This window comes from Myxococcus sp. CA056 (assembly GCF_013336715.1).
GTDB lineage: Bacteria > Myxococcota > Myxococcia > Myxococcales > Myxococcaceae > Myxococcus > Myxococcus llanfairpwllgwyngyllgogerychwyrndrobwllllantysiliogogogochensis.
In genome coordinates, this window is record NZ_JABUMT010000008.1 from 356065 (window position 1) to 370208 (window position 14144).

Sequence of the window (14144 nt, forward strand, 5' to 3'; positions counted from 1 at the left end):
CGTCGGGCCCGTGGGGTCCGACGGCATCATCCGGCGGCGGAAGTCCGCATCGCCGCCGGAAGGACAAGGAAGCAGCCATGCCGACGAAGATCGATTCGCGTCTCAAGAGGAAGAACCGCATCCGCAAGAAGCTCTCGGGCACCACCGAGCGGCCGCGGCTTTCCGTTTACAAGAGCCTCAAGCACATCTACGCGCAGGTGGTGGACGACACCACTGGCAAGACCCTCGCGTTTGCCTCGTCGCTGTCCAAGGACCTGAAGGGCCAGGACGAAGGCGACAAGAAGGCGGACGCGAAGCGGGTGGGTGCCCTGATCGCGCAGAAGTGCAAGGCTGCCAACGTCGAGGCGGTGGTGTTCGACCGCAACGGCTTCCCCTATCACGGGCGCATCGCCGCCGTGGCTGACGCCGCGCGCGAGGCCGGGCTGAAGTTCTAGCTTTCGAAAGGATTTCCAAGTGGCAACTCCGATCAATCCGAACGATCTGGACCTCACCGACCGCGTGGTGAACATCAACCGCGTGGCCAAGGTCGTGAAGGGCGGCCGCCGGTTCTCGTTCGCCGCCCTGGTGGTGGTGGGCGACGGCGCTGGACACGTGGGCGTCGGCCTGGGCAAGGCCAACGAGGTCCCCGAGGCCATCCGCAAGGGTGGCGAGAACGCGAAGAAGAATCTCTTCCGCGTCCCGCTCATGGGTCACACGATTCCGCACGAGGTGCTCGGGCACTTCGGCGCCGGCTGGGTGCTGTTGAAGCCGGCCAGCGAAGGTACGGGCGTCATCGCCGGTGGCGCGGTGCGCGCGGTTCTTGAGGCGGCGGGCATCCGCAACATCCTGACGAAGAGCCAGGGTTCGCGGAATCCGCACAACGTGCTGAAGGCCACGGTTGCTGGCCTGAAGCTGCTGCGGAGCGCGGCGCAGGTGTCGCGGCTGCGTGGCAAGGACGTCGAGTCGGCGAAGCTCGCCGGGGAGCAGAGGGGCTAGTCATGGCGCTCAAGGTGAAGCTGACGAAGAGCTACGCGGGCGCTTCCGAGGACATGCTGGCCACCATCCGTGGCCTGGGTCTGAAGAAGTTTGGTCAAGAGCGCCTGCTCAAGGACACCCCTGCCATCCGTGGGATGGCGTTCAAGGTGAAGCACCTGGTCTCCCTGGAGACGGTGAGCACCGAGGCGCCGGCGCCGAAGCGCCGCAAGCCGCGCAAGATCGCCCTGCGGGATCGCGCGCGCGCCTACCAGGCCAAGCAGACCAAGGCCTGAGCACGAGAGGACTGAGACAATGAGCACTCTGCACGATTTGAAGCGTCCCTCGCGCTCGTGGCACCGCAAGAAGCGGGTGGGTCGCGGCCAGGGTTCTGGCCTGGGCAAGACGGCCGGCCGCGGTGGCAAGGGTCAGAAGGCCCGTTCCGGCAACATGCGGTTCGAGGGCTTCGAGGGCGGTCAGAGCCCTCTGCAGCGCCGCCTTCCGAAGTTTGGTTTCAACTCCCCCAACCGCACGGTGTACGCGGTGGTGAACCTGTCGGATGTGGACACCCACTTCGACGCGGGCTCCACGGTGGATGAGGCCTCTCTGAAGAAGGTCGGTCTGGTCAAGGGTCGTTACCACGGCGTGAAGCTGCTGGGACACGGCGCGCTGACCAAGAAGGTCACCATCCGTGTCCACAAGGCCTCCGAGGCCGCGAAGTCCGCGGTCGAGAAGGCGGGCGGCGCGGTGGATGTCCTTCCGCTGATGGCCCACAAGCCTGAAGCGGCCGCGAAGGCCCATGCTGGCAAGGGCGTCAAGGCCCCTCGGCAGCCCAAGGCTTGAGCATGTTCGGCGCGCATCACTTGACGGTGGTGCGCGCCATTTCGCTTGTGTAGGCTTCTGCGCCCCTTTCCCGTCCGTGGAACAGGGGCGTTTTGTCGTCCTGGCAGAACCCTCACGAAGAGGATGGCTACCCCGTGGCTCTCAATGCCTTCGCCAACGTCTTCCGCATCGCGGAGCTGCGCAGCCGGCTTGCGTATACGCTAGCCCTGCTGGCCGTCTACCGCATCGGCATCTTCATCAATACGCCCGGCGTGGATCGGGCGGCGATGAACGCCTTCATGGACGCCCAGAAGCAGTCGGGCGGACTGGTGTCGCTGTTCAACCTCTTCTCCGGCGGCGCGCTGGAGCAGATGTCCATCTTCGGATTGGGCATCATGCCTTACGTCAGCGCCTCCATCATCATGCAGCTGCTGGCGGTGGTCATCCCCAGCCTGGAGCGGCTGCAGAAGGAGGGCGCCGCGGGGCGGCAGAAGATCAATCAGTACACCCGCTACGGCACCATCGTCCTCTCTGTCATCCAGGGTATCGGAATCTCCCGGTGGCTGGCGTCCCTGGGGCGCTCCGACGGGGGCCAGAGTGGTTTCAACCAGGTGGTGGTTCCGGACGACAGCGTCTGGTTCACCTTCATGACGGTCATCAGCCTGACGGCCGGTACGGCGTTCATCATGTGGCTGGGTGAGCGCATCACCGAGCGTGGCATCGGCAACGGCATCTCGCTCATCATCTTCGCGGGCATCGTCGCTGGCGTGCTCCCGGGTGCCAAGTCGCTGCTGGACCTGACGCGGCAGGAAGTCATCGCGGTGGCCGAGGTCCTGGCGCTGCTGGTCTTCATGCTCCTCATCATCGCGGTGGTGGTCTATGTGGAGCGCGGCATGCGCCGCATCCCCATCCAGTACGCCAAGCGCATGGCGGGGCGCCGGATGTTCGCGGGCCAGGCCACGTACTTCCCGATGAAGGTCAACACCGCCGGCGTCATCCCTCCCATCTTCGCGGGCGCGGTGCTGTCGTTCCCGGCCACGCTGGGCACGTGGTTCCCGTTCCTGCAGGACCTGCAGCGTGCCATCGAAGGCAACCTGTGGATCTACAACGGCCTCTTCGTGCTGATGGTCATCTTCTTCGCCTACTTCTACACGGCGCTGACCTTCCGGCCGGATGACGTGGCGGACAACATCAAGAAGCAGGGCGGCTACATCCCGGGCATTCGTCCGGGTCGTCAGACGGCGGAGTTCATCGAGCGAGTGCTGAACCGGCTCACGTTCGGTGGTGCGCTGTACCTGGCGGTCATCTGTGTGATTCCATCCGTCATCAGCGGCATGCTCAACGTTCGCTTCACCTTCGGCGGCACCGCGCTGCTGATCGTGGTGGGCGTGGCGCTGGACACGGTGCAGCAGATCGAGGGTCACCTCATCAGCCGCAACTACGAAGGCTTCGCCGGGCCGCGTGGCCCCCGCATCCGCGGCCGGGTGCGCGTGGCGGCCTGAGTCACGACGTTCCACGTCCCGGGCGCCTCTCCCCGTCGTGGGGAGGGGCGCCTCGTCGTTCCGGGATGGAGTCGTTCAAGGTATTCGGTGGTGCACATGGGGGGCGCTTGGAAGCTTCGTGGCCGACGACTTCCGTGCCTTCCTTGGGAGCTGAGAGGAGCACATGAACCTGATCCTGTTGGGACCGCCGAACGCGGGGAAGGGTACCCAGGCGAAGAAGCTCTTCGCCGACTTCCACATCCCGCAGATCTCCACCGGTGACATTCTCCGCAAGGCAGTGGCGGAGGGGACGGAGCTGGGGAAGGTCGCGGGTCCGTTGATGGCGGCGGGCCAGTACGTGCCGGACGAAGTCGTCATCGGTATCGTCGAGGAGCGTTTGAAGCAGTCAGACGTGGCCCAGGGCTTCGTGCTGGATGGCTTCCCGCGCACGCCGGGCCAGGCTGACGCGCTGGAAAGGATGCTGGGGCGGCTGGGCAAGCAGCTCGACGCGGTCGTCTCGCTCGAGGTGCCGCACAAGACGCTGGTGGAGCGTGGCTCCGGCCGGCGCGTCTGCCCCGTTGACGGAAGCGTCTACCACGTGGATCAGAGCCCGCCGAAGCGCGCGGGGTACTGTGACAAGTGCGGCACGGGGCTGGTGCAGCGTCCGGATGACATGCCAGACGTCATCGAGAAGCGCCTCCAGAAGTACGACGCGGAGACGGCCCCGCTGAAGGCCTTCTACGCGAAGAAGGGCGTGCTCAAGAGCGTGGACGGTGTGGGCTCGCCAGACGGCATCTACGAGGAGATCAAGAGCGCCGCGGGTCGGGGCAAGGTCTGATGCCCGGACGGGCCGGCGAGCGGACGTTGGGCGCTTGCGGCGCCCATTGCCGCTTGCCACCCGTTCTCCGTGCGCGGATGGCGCGCACGGAGCGCTGATGAGCCAGGTGGCGATCAAATCCCGGGACGAGATAGCCCTCATGCGCCAGGCGGGTCGGATTGTCTCCGACGTCCTGGATGCGCTGGAGAAGGCGGTCGCTCCGGGAATCACCACCTGGGACTTGGATGCCCTGGCGGAGAGGCTGACGGCGGAGCGGGGCGCCAGGCCGGCGTTCAAGGGCTACCTCGGCTTTCCGTGTGTGCTATGTGCCTCCGTCAACGATGAGGTGGTCCACGGCATCCCCAGCAAGCGGCGGAAGCTGGCCGAGGGCGACCTGATGAAGCTCGACTTCGGGGTGTCGTACCGGGGGTGGTTCGGGGATGCGGCCAGGACGGTGGCGGTGGGAAAGGTGTCGGCCGAGGCGAGGTCCCTGTTGGACACGACGCGTGAGTCCCTCCACAAGGCCATCCAGGCCATGAAGCCGGGCAACCGGTTGGGGGATATCGGGCACGCCGTCCAGCGGCACGTGGAGGCTCGGGGGTACTCTGTCGTCCGGGATTTTACCGGCCATGGGATTGGCCGGAAGCTCCATGAGTTCCCCCACGTGCCCAACCATGGGCAGGCGGGGGCGGGGATGAAGCTCCGGTCGGGGATGGTCCTCGCGGTGGAGCCGATGGTGAACCAGGGAACCCACGAGGTGGAACTCCTGGACGATGACTGGACGGCGGTGACGGCGGACCGGAAGTTGTCCGCCCACTTCGAGCACACCATCCTCATCACGGATGGCGGAGCCGAGGTGCTCACCCGAGGGGCGTGAAGGGGCCGGGACTGCGGGTGAAATATGAGGGTGTTATGGTGGGTTGGTAGGAATCCGAGTTTTCCCGCGCGGGACGCTTGCCACTTGCGGACCAAAGTGATAATCCGCCGCGCTTCCAGAAGGTTCGTGGTCCGGGAAGAGGGTTTGACGCTTGCCGAAGGATGATTCCATCGAAGTTGAGGGGACGGTGATGGAGCCCCTCCCCAACGCGATGTTCCGCGTGGTGCTGGATAATGGCCACAAGGTGCTCGCGCACATCTCGGGCAAGATGAGGATGCACTTCATCCGCATCCTCCCGGGAGACAAGGTGAAGGTCGAACTGTCTCCGTACGACCTGACGCGCGGACGGATCACGTACCGGGCGAAGTAGAAAAGGGCGCCGCTCTGGGACTAGGGTGGCGACCCTCATGACTTTTCATCTGTTCGAAGGAAGGAAGTTCGCTCCATGAAGGTTCGGGCGTCCGTCAAGAAGATCTGCGACAAGTGCAAGGTTGTTCGCCGCAAGGGCATCGTGCGCGTGATTTGCGCTTCCAACCCCCGGCACAAGCAGCGCCAGGGCTAACCGCCGACAGGCTGTTGGCTCCAGACCAACTCCACTCCAGAAGGAAGACCGAAGATGGCTCGTATCGCCGGCATCGACCTGCCGCCCAACAAGCGCGCCGTGATCTCGCTTCAGTACATCTACGGGATCGGCAACAAGTCCGCGCAAGACATCATCGAGGCGGCGGGCATCGATCCCACCACCCGGACCAAGGACCTCACCGAGGACCAGGCTCGCAAGATCCGTGAGATCATCGAGGCCAGCTACAAGGTCGAGGGTGACCTCCGGCGTGAAGTGACGATGAACATCAAGCGCCTGATGGATCTGGGCTGCTACCGAGGTCTCCGTCACCGCAAGGGCCTGCCTGTCCGTGGCCAGCGCACCCACACCAACGCGCGTACTCGCAAGGGTCCCAAGCGCGGCATCGTTCGGGCGAAGCCGGCCGCTCCGGCTCGGTAAACCGCAGCGCCGGCCCGTGAGGTGCCGGCGTCGATCACCTCCTCTCAGGAGCAGCAACTCACATGGCTGACGAGACCAATACTTCGGCTGCGGCGCCCACGGGCACCGAGGGCGAGGCCCCTGCCGCGAAGAAGGCCAAGCGCAAGGGCAAGAAGAGCATTCTCAATGGCGTGGTCCACATCCAGTCCACGTTCAACAACACCATCATCACGATCACGGACGTGTCCGGGAACGTGATCTCCTGGTCCTCGGCCGGGGCGCGTGGCTTCAAGGGAAGCCGCAAGTCCACCCCGTTCGCCGCTCAGGTGGCCGCCGGTGATGCCGCGGCGAAGGCGATGGAGCACGGGCTGAAGAACGTGTCCGTGTTCGTGAAGGGTCCGGGCGCGGGCCGTGAGTCGGCGCTGCGCGCGCTGGCCGCCGCCGGTCTGAAGATCAACCTCATCCGCGACGTGACGCCCATCCCGCACAACGGGTGCCGTCAGGCCAAGCGCCGCCGCGTCTAACCCCTTCGTCCGGGCCGCCCTTTGCGCCACCGGCGTGGGGGCGGCTCCAGATCACCTTTAAGGAGAAGTCTGTGGCCCGTTACACCGCGAGCGCTTGCCGTATCTGCCGGCGCGAAAACCTCAAGATGTACCTGAAGGGCGACCGCTGCTACACGGACAAGTGTGCCATCGAGCGCCGCCCGTATCCCCCCGGCCAGCACGGCCAGGGCCGCGTGAAGTTCTCTGGTTACGGCGTGCAGCTGCGCGAGAAGCAGAAGGTCAAGCGCATGTACGGCCTGCTGGAGAACCAGTTCCGCGGCTACTACCACCGCGCGTCCGCCGCCAAGGGCAAGACGGGTGAGAACCTCCTGCAGCAGCTGGAGCTCCGCCTGGACAACGTGGTGTTCCGCATGGGCTTCGCGGATACCCGCAACGAGGCGCGCCAGCTGGTCCGCCACGGCCACTTCCAGGTGAACGGCCGCAAGGTCAACATCCCCTCGTTCTCCATCAAGCCCGGCACGTCCGTCGAGGTCGTGGAGAAGAGCCGCAAGGTGCTCCGTATCTCCGAGGCGCTGGAGACGGTGGACCGCCGTGGCGTTCCGCAGTGGATCGACCTGGACAAGAAGTCGTTCAAGGGCACGGTTCGCACGGTCCCCAACCGCGAGGACCTGACCATGCCCATCCAGGAGCAGCTCATCGTGGAGCTCTACTCCAAGTAATCGCCGCGCCAGGCCCATTCGGGCCTGGACGACGTACTCAACGCCCTGGCCGACGAGGCCGGGGCGTCGTGCTTTATCGCAGTCCCCTACGTGGCCATCCTCCCGCCGTTCCGGTGGGTAAGTCGGTGGTGGCGCACGTCTCGAGGAGTCGTACACCATGGCTGATACGTACATTGCGAAGAACTGGCGTGACCTCATCAAGCCGCGCCGCATGGAGGTGGACCAGGACAGCCTGACGCCCACCTACGGGAAGTTCATCGCGGAGCCGCTGGAGCGTGGTTTCGGTACCACCCTGGGCAACTCGCTGCGCCGGGTGCTCCTGTCGTCGCTGCAGGGCGCGGCCATCACCTCGGTGAAGATCGAGGGCGTGGACCACGAGTTCACCACCATCCCCGAGGTGTCCGAGGACGTCACGGACGTCGTGCTGAACCTGAAGGAAGTCCTCCTTCGGATGCACACGAACGAGCCGAAGACGCTGCGCATCGAGGCGGAAGGGCCCAAGGAAGTGAAGGCGGGTGACCTCATCACCGACGCCGACGTGGAGATCCTCAACCCGGGTCACCACATCTGCACCATCTCCGAGGGTGGCAAGCTCCGCATGGAGCTGACGTGCCGCCGCGGCCGTGGCTACGTGCCGGCCAACTCGAACAAGGTGATCGGCGCGCCCATCGGCACCATCCCCATCGACTCGCTGTTCTCGCCCACCCGCAAGGTGAACTACCAGGTCACCAACGCGCGCGTCGGCCAGGTCACCGACTTCGACAAGCTGTCGCTCGAGGTCTGGACGGACGGCTCGGTGTCCCCTCAGGACGCGGTGGCGTACGCGGCGAAGATCATCAAGGAGCAGCTCACCGTCTTCGTGAACTTCGACGAGACGGAGGAGCCGGTCATCGCCGAGGCGCCGAAGGAAGAGGCGAAGCTGAACGAGAACCTGTTCCGCTCGGTGGATGAGCTGGAGCTGTCGGTGCGTTCCGCCAACTGCCTGCAGCAGGCGAACATCAAGACCATCGGCGACCTGGTGCAGCGCACCGAGGCCGAGATGCTCAAGACGAAGAACTTCGGCCGCAAGTCGCTGAAGGAGATCAAGGAGATCCTCGCGGAGATGGGCCTGTCGCTCGGCATGAAGCTCGAGAACTGGCCCCCGAAGCAGGCTCCGGCCCCGGCGGCGCCGAAGGCGTAGAGTCTTCGTGGTACTTTCCTCCGTGCCCGCGACACAGTTGCACGCGGCGCGGAGGGAAGGGGTCTGGTGCGGTTGACCCGGCCCAACCAGCAGTGGCGAGCCTCGTGTCGGGTTCGCCCTTCCCACCCGGTACCTGATACGGCCGGAGTGGTGGCCCCCACGCGGGGACCCGGAGCACGACGATGCGTCACAAGGTCGGACAACGAAAGCTGCACCGCACCACGAGCCACCGGCTCGCGATGCTCAACAACATGGTCACCTCGCTGCTCGAGCACCAGGCCATCCGCACCACGGTTCCCAAGGCCAAGGAGGCCCGGAAGCTGGCGGAGCGCATCATCACGCTGGGTAAGCGCGGTGGGCTCTCCAACGTGCGTCTGGCGGCTCGGACGGTGAAGGACCGCGACGTGCTGCAGAAGGTCTTCAGCGAGTACAAGGACCGCTACGCCACGCGTCCCGGCGGCTACACCCGCATCATCCGCCTCGGCTTCCGCCGGGGTGATGCCGCGGAGATGGCGCTGCTGGAGCTGGTGGACCGGCCCGAGAAGAAGGCCACGCCCGCCGCCGACGCTCCCGCCGAAGAGACCAAGGCCGAGTAAGGCCCGTCTCCATGCCCCTTCGTGAGGAGGGGCTGGTGGAAACGCAGAGGGCGCTCTTCCCGTGGGGAAGGGCGCCCTTCGTGTTTGCGGGGCTCCTGGAAGCTACTTCGGCCCGAGCAGGCGCTTCCACTCGTTGAGCAGGTCCTCGGTGAGGTTCGCGCTGTCGTCGCTGCTGCGCATCTCCAGCGTGTTGAAGCGCAGGTCCGCGGGGGCGGCGCCGCTGGTGCCCATGAGTTGCTTGGGGGTGATGGTGATGAACTCACCAGCGCCCACCGAAGGCACGGCCGCGCGGTACTGGCCGTTGACGATGAGGGTGACGTCCTTCCACGCCTCCTTGCTCTCGTTCCAGATGGTGATGGAGGGCCGGTCCAGCTTGTCGCTGAGCACCAGCCGCGCGTCCATGTCCCCTGTCTGAACGGAGCTGCCGGGGCAGGCGATGGCGAAGCTCGCCACCGTCAACGCCAGCCACCCGGCGACGATGGACGCCTTGTACTTGAAGAAGCGATCCCGCTGACGGAAGTCGCCCGCGAACTCCTTCAGGATGGAGAGCGCATTGAGGGCCTGATTGGACGCCTCGCCCGCGAGCCGCTGTCCGAGGGCGCCGTCCTGCTTGCCCTTCTGGAGCGGCGCGGTGCGCGCGGCGGACATCACCCGCAGGGTGCCCGGATCCGTCGGCGTGCGAGGCATGCCTGGACTGCTCGGCGTCCGGGGCTGCGTGCCGGGATTGGTTGCCGTGCGCGGAGACTTGCGGCCATCACTCATCAAGCGCGAAGTGTAGAGGGCACGACCCGTTGGTGGCTACTGGCCCTTGAGGGATTGCAGCGCACGCGAGGCGATGGCGTTCTCCGGCTGCGCCTCCAGCACCTTGGAGAGCCAGCGCTCGGCCTCCTCGGCCGCCGTCTTCCTCACCTGCGGACGCGTGGACTTCATCGACTGTTCGGTGAAGAGCAGCCCCAGCCGCAGCGAGAACTCCACATTCTCCGGGTCCTTTTCGACCACGTAGCGCAGCTCACGTTCCGCGGCGGGGTAGTCGCCGTCGAGCTGGTACACGAGCGCGAGCTTTCCCCGTGCGGGGATGGAGTCGGGCGACAGGGACACCGCCACGATGAAGGCCTCGCGGGCCGCCGCCAGGTCCCTGCGATCGAGATGCAGGTCACCCAACCGGAACCAGGCCGCGTCCAGCAACGGATGCAGCGCGACCGCCTTCTCGAACGACGCACGGGCCGCGTCCGGACGCTGACGGGAGGCGTAAAGCTCCCCCAGGTAGAGGTGGTTCTTCCCGTCGCGCGGAGCGCTTTCGATGGCCTGCTTGAACTCGTCCACCGCGCGGCCCGCGTCGTCCAGGCGCTGATAGGCGAGGCCCAGCAGCGAGTGCAGCACCGCCAGGTCCGGGTAGTCGTGCAGCACCTCCTCGAAGGCGAGGATGGCGTGCTGGGGGGCGTCCAGGTCGTTCAGGTAGCGCAGGCCCTCTTCGAGCTTGGCCTCGGCTGCCTTGGGGATGCCACCGAAGGGGTCGCTGATCTGCTCCATCAGCGCGCGCGCCGTGGCCACGTCGGACGGGGCGGGCCGGCCTCGGACCACCACGCCCAGGGCCTCCACCGCACCCGCCGGGTCTCCCGTGCGGTGCAGCGCCTTGGCCAGGGGCAGGCGCCAGGCGGTGCGCTCGGGGGCCAACGCCGCCGCGCGACGCAGGGGCTCCACGGCGGCGGCGTACTGTTCGGACTCCAGGCGGGCGACACCCAGGCGGTGGTGGTACTCGGCGGTGTCCGGAGAGAGGGTGATGGCTCGCTCGAAGGCGGTGACGGCCGGCGCGCCGGCGTCCTTCGCCCGGGAGAACAGGGCCAGCCCGAGCATGTACTGGTCCACCGCCCGCTCGCTCGCGGCGATGCGCGCCTGGAGCTCCTCGATCCACGCGTCGGTGCGGCCCGCCTTCACCTGGGCCTCCGTGAGGGTGCGGGCCACGTCCAGGTCCTCGGGGGCCTTCGCGTGCAGGTCCTTCAGGAGCCCGAGCGCCTTCTGCGGCTGGTTCTCCTCCAGGTACGCCCGCGCCCGGGAGCGCTCGTCGGTGGGCCGGGGGGCGCCCGTCGTGGCCGAGGTGGTGTGGCCGCAGCCGGCGGCGAGCAGACCCAGGCCCAGTACGGCGGCGCGGGCCCAGGGGCGAAAGCGGAAGGCGGGAGTCGTCGTCACGGGAGAACGTCTCAGGGAGTGGAGGTGGCGCGGGCGGCGCTGATGCCTTCGAGGCCCGCGGCGGCGACGGAGTCCTCGGGGTCGCCACCCTTGCCGCCCAGCGCGAGGCTGTCGGCGATGATGACCTCTCGCACGGCGCGGGCGAGGCCCTCCCGGTCATTCTCCGCGAAGCCCGTGGTGTCGATGGGCTTGCCAATCTTCACGCGGATGGGGCCGGGAGTGATGTTCCAGCTGTCCTTGGGCATCAGGCTGCCGGAGCCCTCGATGGTGACGGGGCAGATGGGGACGCGGGCCTTGAGCGCGAGCGCGAAGGGGCCCTTCTTGAAGGGCAGGATGTGGCCGTCCGGGGAGCGAGTGCCCTCGGGGTACAAGAAGATGCTCGTCCCGCCGCGAATCTTGGCCGCCGCCGCGTCCAGCGAGGCGATGGCCTTGGAGCGGTTGCTCCGGTTGACGAAGACGTGACCGGCGAGCGCGAGATACCAGCCGATGAACGGCACCCACTTGAGCTGGTCCTTCGCCACGTAACGGAACGGCACGGGCACGGCCATGAAGTGCGCCGGGATGTCGATGGTGGACTGGTGGTTGGCCACGTAGATGGTGGCCCGCCGCGGGTCCACGTTCTCCTGGCCCAGGACCTCCAACTTCGCGCCACCGGCCCAGAGCAACACCGGGGACCAGATCCTGCGAGCCACCCAGACGGAGTTGGCCGGCCTCAGCGTCAACACCATCGCCAGGATGGCCAGGACGAAGCTGATGGGGGTCCACACGCCCGCCGTCACGACACAGAAGAGCTTACGCATCCCTCAGCCCCCTCCTCGGGGCCGGTTCGTCGGGCCGACGGAAGTCGCGGCCCGAGGGCAGCCCCGCGGCCAGATGTCCTGTCCCGGACGGCCGGACAGGCGGCCGCACCCCGGGAGGTGGCGGCGCCCAGGGGCGCGGCGAGAGGGACGGCTCGGGGGCATGCACTTCTTCTACCACGAGCCTTCCTTACCTTGTTGCTGGTGCGCGCAGCTTGGCGGGGTTACAAGCAGGGGTGGCGTGGCCAGGAAAAAGTTTATCGCCATCGCGGGCAACATCGGCGCCGGGAAGACGGAGCTCACGTCGTTCCTCTGCCGGAAGTACGGGTTGACCCCGTCCTTCGAGCCCAATGACCAAAACCCCTACCTCGCGGACTTCTACAAGGACATGAAGACGTGGGCCTTCCGCTCACAGCTCTTCTTCCTGACGCATAAGTTCCGCCTCCACCGGGAGTTGGAGCGCACGCCCGGTACCGTGCTGCAGGACCGCACCCTCTACGAGGACGCGGAGATCTTCGCCAAGAACCTCCACCGCCAGCGGCTCATCGACAAGCGGGACTGGAAGACGTACTGCGAGCTCTACGAGACCATCTCCGAGTCGCTGCGTCCGCCCGACCTGATGATCTACTTGCGCTGCCCCGTGCAGACGCTGAAGGAGCGTATCGCCCTGCGCGGCCGCTCCATGGAGAAGGACATCCCCACCCGCTACCTCCAGCGCCTCAATGCCCTGTATGAGGAATGGTTCGGTGCCTACCGGTTGTCTCCAGTCCTGGTGCTGGCCACCGACAAGCTCGACTACCTGACCGACCTGGTGGACCGCGTGGACCTCTTTCAGCAAATCGAGAAGCACCTGTGATGGAGGTCTACCTCCTGGCGACCGAGCAAGAAGGGCCCGCACCGCTGGATGCCCTGCGAGCCTCTTTCGCGACGGACGAGGTGGAGTTCACGCCAGCCGAGGACGGCCAGGGCTTCGTGCTCCGGGCGGACAGCTCGGAGGTGCATGTCCGGCTGACGGTGGGCCCCGAGGGCCTGCCCAAGTTCAACAAGGCCGCGTACAGCGGCAGTCCAGAGGCCTTCACTCGACTGAGCAAGGCGAAGGCCTACTACCACCTGGCGCTGGAGCCGGGTGGGGCGCAGCCCACGCTGCCCGTGTTCGAGGCGCTGTGGGCCGTGCGCACCCTGCTGGAGCATGTGCCCGGGGTGCTCGTGGACCTGGCGGCCTTCAAGCTGCACGAGCCCGAGGACGTGGTGGAGATCACCGAGCTGGACTTCGACATCCGGGACCACGTCCACCTGCACGCGGTGGAGGTGACGGAGGGCGACACGCCGCTGTGGGTGCACTCGCACGGCATGGAGAAGTTCGGCGCCCGGGATTTGGAGATCTTCCACCTCGCGGAGCAGGACCTGTTGCCCGCGGAGAGCTTCCTGCACGAGCTGTGCACGGACCTGGCCTTCGGTCAGGGGCCCGCGCTGCGCTCCCAAGTGGGCACCAGCGAGGGGCAGGCGTTCATGGTGGTGCCCTCCGAGGAGGCGCGCGCCAACCTGCTGGGCGTGCCGCTGGAGACCTTCGAGGGGCATGAGGGCCTCTTCCTCACGGTGGTGTCCCCCCTGGGGCGCCACAACACGTCCCAGCTCCTGGCGCCGTACCGCGAGCGCTTCACCCAGGAGCCCGAGGAGCAGACGGAGTCCATGCGCCGTGAGGCCCAGGCGCTCTTGCCCTCCTTCCTCGCGCGCTTCCAGCGCCGGGGGCTGATGGAGCCGCTCACCTTCCTCGTCCGGGCCCCCTTCGACACCCACCCGGATGGAAACACGGTGGTGGAGAACCTCTGGCTGGAGCTCATGGCCCGGGACGACGGCACCCTCGTCGGCAAGCTCGTGGATGGCGCGGTGCACACCACCGAGTGGCGCAAGGGCGCTCACGTCGAGGTCGAAGAGACCCAGGTCAACGCCCTGGCGCTCAGCCGCGAGGGCCGGGCCCTGGATGAAGGGGAGATTCGGACCCTGTTGAACGCCGAAAGGCCGATGTAGGGCGACATGGCGGCGCTTGCCCGCGTCCTCGGGGACGCTAAACCGGAGTTCGTGATTCTCGATCAGGCCGGAGGGCGGGCGGGCGGGCGGGCGTGAAGTGAGCGGGAAGAGGGAGCAGGGGCACCTCTCGTTCGGCTCTGTGTGCGCAGAAGACCTGAGAGCGAGAAGGCCCTGCCCGAGGGCAAAGGTAGGCAGTGGCTGAAGAGG

At 66.8% G+C, this 14144-nt stretch carries 19 protein-coding genes; 16 read left to right on the top strand and 3 right to left on the bottom strand.

Translation table 11 applies throughout. The annotated features are described in order from the left end of the window. The first annotated feature begins 77 nt into the window (after nt 1–77). The 14 genes from rplR (at nt 78) to rplQ (ending at nt 8925) form a co-directional block, all read left to right on the top strand. Nucleotides 78–434, top strand: a complete 357-nt coding sequence (rplR, locus tag HUA76_RS29420) for a 50S ribosomal protein L18 (protein WP_141644002.1) — start codon at nt 78–80, stop codon at nt 432–434. 19 nt (nt 435–453) lie between these two features. Next, nucleotides 454–975 carry a 30S ribosomal protein S5 gene (gene rpsE / locus HUA76_RS29425; protein WP_046714290.1) on the top strand — a complete coding sequence of 174 codons (522 nt, stop codon included), beginning with the start codon at nt 454–456 and terminating at the stop codon, nt 973–975. Nucleotides 976–977: 2 nt separating this feature from the next. Beyond that, a complete protein-coding gene (rpmD, locus tag HUA76_RS29430; RefSeq protein WP_141644003.1) occupies nt 978–1247 on the top strand; it encodes a 50S ribosomal protein L30 in 270 nt (89 codons plus the stop codon). 19 nt (nt 1248–1266) lie between these two features. Next, the gene (gene rplO, locus HUA76_RS29435) at nt 1267–1794 is read left to right on the top strand and encodes a 50S ribosomal protein L15 (RefSeq protein ID WP_141644004.1); all 528 of its coding nucleotides are present in this window, start codon (nt 1267–1269) and stop codon (nt 1792–1794) included. Nucleotides 1795–1928: 134 nt separating this feature from the next. Continuing rightward, entirely contained in the window at nt 1929–3275 is a 1347-nt protein-coding gene (gene secY, locus HUA76_RS29440) for a preprotein translocase subunit SecY (RefSeq protein WP_141644005.1), read from the top strand. Between the two features lie 163 nt (nt 3276–3438). Further along, nucleotides 3439–4092: an adenylate kinase gene (locus HUA76_RS29445; protein ID WP_174459324.1), complete on the top strand. Its 654-nt coding sequence runs from the start codon at nt 3439–3441 to the stop codon at nt 4090–4092. A gap of 97 nt (nt 4093–4189) precedes the next feature. Next, nucleotides 4190–4948: a type I methionyl aminopeptidase gene (gene map, locus HUA76_RS29450; RefSeq protein ID WP_174462688.1), complete on the top strand. Its 759-nt coding sequence runs from the start codon at nt 4190–4192 to the stop codon at nt 4946–4948. Between the two features lie 151 nt (nt 4949–5099). Further along, nucleotides 5100–5318 carry a translation initiation factor IF-1 gene (infA, locus tag HUA76_RS29455; RefSeq protein WP_002614803.1) on the top strand — a complete coding sequence of 73 codons (219 nt, stop codon included), beginning with the start codon at nt 5100–5102 and terminating at the stop codon, nt 5316–5318. Nucleotides 5319–5393: 75 nt separating this feature from the next. After that, complete coding sequence (gene rpmJ, locus HUA76_RS29460) at nt 5394–5510, top strand: 50S ribosomal protein L36 (RefSeq protein WP_002633586.1); 117 nt, start codon at nt 5394–5396, stop codon at nt 5508–5510. Nucleotides 5511–5564: 54 nt separating this feature from the next. Next, nucleotides 5565–5948, top strand: coding sequence for a 30S ribosomal protein S13 (gene rpsM, locus HUA76_RS29465; protein WP_141644008.1), 384 nt, complete (start codon nt 5565–5567; stop codon nt 5946–5948). A 62-nt stretch (nt 5949–6010) separates the two neighbouring features. Continuing rightward, nucleotides 6011–6451 carry a 30S ribosomal protein S11 gene (rpsK, locus tag HUA76_RS29470; protein WP_141644009.1) on the top strand — a complete coding sequence of 147 codons (441 nt, stop codon included), beginning with the start codon at nt 6011–6013 and terminating at the stop codon, nt 6449–6451. A 71-nt stretch (nt 6452–6522) separates the two neighbouring features. After that, nucleotides 6523–7149 carry a 30S ribosomal protein S4 gene (gene rpsD / locus HUA76_RS29475; protein WP_141644010.1) on the top strand — a complete coding sequence of 209 codons (627 nt, stop codon included), beginning with the start codon at nt 6523–6525 and terminating at the stop codon, nt 7147–7149. A gap of 157 nt (nt 7150–7306) precedes the next feature. Beyond that, nucleotides 7307–8329: a DNA-directed RNA polymerase subunit alpha gene (locus HUA76_RS29480; protein ID WP_141644011.1), complete on the top strand. Its 1023-nt coding sequence runs from the start codon at nt 7307–7309 to the stop codon at nt 8327–8329. A 182-nt stretch (nt 8330–8511) separates the two neighbouring features. Continuing rightward, nucleotides 8512–8925: a 50S ribosomal protein L17 gene (gene rplQ, locus HUA76_RS29485; RefSeq protein WP_141644012.1), complete on the top strand. Its 414-nt coding sequence runs from the start codon at nt 8512–8514 to the stop codon at nt 8923–8925. A 102-nt stretch (nt 8926–9027) separates the two neighbouring features. Here rplQ and HUA76_RS29490 read toward each other — a convergent pair whose 3' ends face one another. The 3 genes from HUA76_RS29490 to HUA76_RS29500 are packed head-to-tail and all read right to left on the bottom strand — an operon-like array spanning nt 9028 to nt 11912. After that, entirely contained in the window at nt 9028–9687 is a 660-nt protein-coding gene (locus tag HUA76_RS29490; protein ID WP_141644013.1) for a hypothetical protein, read from the bottom strand. A gap of 36 nt (nt 9688–9723) precedes the next feature. Beyond that, nucleotides 9724–11112 carry a tetratricopeptide repeat protein gene (locus HUA76_RS29495; RefSeq protein ID WP_174462689.1) on the bottom strand — a complete coding sequence of 463 codons (1389 nt, stop codon included), beginning with the start codon at nt 11110–11112 and terminating at the stop codon, nt 9724–9726. Nucleotides 11113–11123: 11 nt separating this feature from the next. Beyond that, nucleotides 11124–11912: a 1-acyl-sn-glycerol-3-phosphate acyltransferase gene (locus HUA76_RS29500; protein WP_141644015.1), complete on the bottom strand. Its 789-nt coding sequence runs from the start codon at nt 11910–11912 to the stop codon at nt 11124–11126. Nucleotides 11913–12150: 238 nt separating this feature from the next. Between HUA76_RS29500 and HUA76_RS29505 the strand changes: the two genes are divergently transcribed. Next, complete coding sequence (locus HUA76_RS29505; RefSeq protein WP_174459327.1) at nt 12151–12765, top strand: deoxynucleoside kinase; 615 nt, start codon at nt 12151–12153, stop codon at nt 12763–12765. Beyond that, nucleotides 12765–13937 (top strand): DUF2314 domain-containing protein, encoded by a 1173-nt coding sequence (locus HUA76_RS29510; RefSeq protein ID WP_174462690.1) that lies wholly within the window; start codon nt 12765–12767, stop codon nt 13935–13937. Before HUA76_RS29505 ends, HUA76_RS29510 begins: the two co-directional genes overlap by 1 nt. Nucleotides 13938–14144 lie beyond the last annotated feature (207 nt).